General features: G+C 40.8%; 5 protein-coding genes. 3 read left to right on the forward strand and 2 right to left on the reverse strand.

The features are described 5' to 3' along the window. Together AC55NX_RS20570 and AC55NX_RS20575 are read left to right on the forward strand one after the other, a co-directional pair. A partial coding sequence (locus AC55NX_RS20570; protein ID WP_496997426.1) for an RHS repeat-associated core domain-containing protein occupies positions 1-767 on the forward strand: 767 nt, incomplete at its 5' end. A gap of 10 nt (positions 768-777) precedes the next feature. Continuing rightward, positions 778-1,065 carry a barstar family protein gene (locus AC55NX_RS20575; protein ID WP_496997427.1) on the forward strand — a complete coding sequence of 96 codons (288 nt, stop codon included), beginning with the start codon at positions 778-780 and terminating at the stop codon, positions 1,063-1,065. Between the two features lie 19 nt (positions 1,066-1,084). Here AC55NX_RS20575 and AC55NX_RS20580 read toward each other — a convergent pair whose 3' ends face one another. After that, a complete protein-coding gene (locus AC55NX_RS20580) occupies positions 1,085-1,201 on the reverse strand; it encodes a SymE family type I addiction module toxin (RefSeq protein ID WP_496997428.1) in 117 nt (38 codons plus the stop codon). Between the two features lie 55 nt (positions 1,202-1,256). On the opposite strand from AC55NX_RS20580, the gene AC55NX_RS20585 reads away from it, so the two are divergent. Continuing rightward, the gene (locus AC55NX_RS20585) at positions 1,257-1,697 is read left to right on the forward strand and encodes a hypothetical protein (protein WP_496997429.1); all 441 of its coding nucleotides are present in this window, start codon (positions 1,257-1,259) and stop codon (positions 1,695-1,697) included. 61 nt (positions 1,698-1,758) lie between these two features. Here AC55NX_RS20585 and AC55NX_RS20590 read toward each other — a convergent pair whose 3' ends face one another. Continuing rightward, on the reverse strand, positions 1,759-1,956 hold the full coding sequence (locus AC55NX_RS20590) for a hypothetical protein (protein WP_496997430.1): 198 nt from the start codon (positions 1,954-1,956) through the stop codon (positions 1,759-1,761). Between the last annotated feature and the right edge of the window lie 242 nt (positions 1,957-2,198).

Raw genomic sequence — 2,198 nt, forward strand, 5'->3', positions numbered from 1 at the left:
TCGGTGAAGGGGCAGACAACGCCACACCTTATTTCTATCACCTTGACCAAATCGGCACGCCGCTGGAAATTACCGATGCAGAAGGCCGTGTTACCTGGTCGGTGGATTACCACAGTTACGGCAATGTGGCTTATCAGCGCAAGACAGAAATCGTCAGCCCGCTACGTTTTCAGGGGCAGTATTATGATGCAGAAACGGGTTTACATTACAACCGTCATCGTTACTATAGCCCGAGCACCGGACGCTTTATCACCCCCGACCCGATAGGTTTGGCAGGTGGTTTAAACAACTACCAGTATGTGAAAAATCCGACGGGATGGATTGACCCGCTGGGGTTAACGCAGTGTGTGGGGAGTTGTGCGGGGAGTGGTGAAGCTCATAATGCAGCTAATTATGAAAAGCATAAAGAGTTATTGAGAGTTACTGAGTCCGCAAACCCTGTTGTAGATAGTTTACGTTCGACAGGGCAACTACCTTCAAATTATGTTACTAAATCTCAAGCTGTGCAGCAGGGCTGGAAGCCAGGTAAAGCTTTAGGAAATTCGGTTTCGGATGGGCAACTAGGAGGGGATATTTTTGGGAATACTACAAATGTATTACCGTCGGCTCAGGGGCGCATCTGGTATGAAGCTGATATCGGTATTAATAATATGATGTCGAGAGCAAAACAGCCGGGGACAAGGTTATTATACTCAAATGATGGACTATTGTATGTGACATCGGATCACTATGAAACAGTAACTTTAATTGGTCGATGGAAAGATTGAGAGTTAATAAATGAAAATTATCATACATGGTAATGAAATTCACTCAGCGAGCGATTTTCATGAAAAAATTTCAGAAGCATTTGAATTTTCCAATTACTATGGCAAAAATTTAGATGCACTGTGGGACTATTTAAGTACAGAAGTAGAAAGGCCAGTTTCATTATTTTGGATGAATTCTGCACTATCTAAAAGCACTATGGGTGATGATTTTGATAAAATTGCAAGTGTACTGAATCGTGTTGTTAAACAAGATATTGAGTGGGGATTGGATGATAAATTTGAGGTGCATTTTAACTAGTTTGTAGACTCCCAGATTATCAGCTTCGAACCCCCTCAAAACAACAGCCGGTCTCAAACCCGGCTTCCCGCAGCCACTTCCCCTTGAGATGAATATCCGGGAGGCGGTTCTTAAAGGAGCTGAAGATATTAGGCATGAGGGAGATATTAATAAATTGGCATCTCAGTTTGAAAAATCGGATATTTTAGGTAATGAGTAGCTATAGTAATGAAGAATTTAAATATCATTTTCAGTTAGATCCTATAAAATTTTTTAAAGGGAAAGATGGGTTTCTTGCAAGAGACCCTGACTGGGGTGTTCATATGTACCATTTTGGAATGAAAGTGATGTTTAGATATATCGATGCAAATGATATTTCTGTTACTGATTTTGTGAATGGTTTCAAAATTTTTATTGACTCTCTTGATAAAAATGAATCTGACTTTAAACATTTTGAATCTAATATTTGTGCTTTTTATCAATGTATCATTAATGATGGAAAAAAAATGGATGATATTTTTTCAAAAGGCACAGAATGTAGAGAAGCTACGGAGCGTTATATAAATAGAGTCAACTTTAATTATAGAAATAACCATTACTATAAGACGGTCAAATCTAAATATCTGCAGGCTGCTATTAATGAAGTCTGGTAAGATTTTACTTTAAAAATTAGAGCCCGAAACGAGCCGCAATTGCGGCTCGAAATCCAAATAACTACACCAAATCCTCCCCATCAATCTCTTGATGGTAGCGCACATAATGGGTGGTAATCAGATTATTCAGATACAGCAGTACGTTGCGTAGCTCTTGACTATTGTACCGCTGTTCGGCTTCGAATATTTCTTCTAACTGACGCAAGTATTCGCGGGCTTTTTGAGCAAACTCGGGATTATAAGGGATGGTTTCGTACATAGTAGACTCCTAGAGGATTAGAGATTATTTCACCACGGGAGTTCCTACGCTCGGGTGGTGAACTGGAACAAGAGTAGGAATGCCGCCCTCTAGGTACGGCTAGCCGAAGCTGCCTTGCCCAGCTCACCATAATTCAGGTGTGCTGAAGCCGCATATAGTAAAAAACCAACGTAAAGTTAGCAACCTATAATGCTAGAGGTTAATTTGCGGGTTCCTACGCCCGGCACCGGATTTTGCCAGTA

The organism is Vibrio rubrogenes (assembly GCF_059641415.1).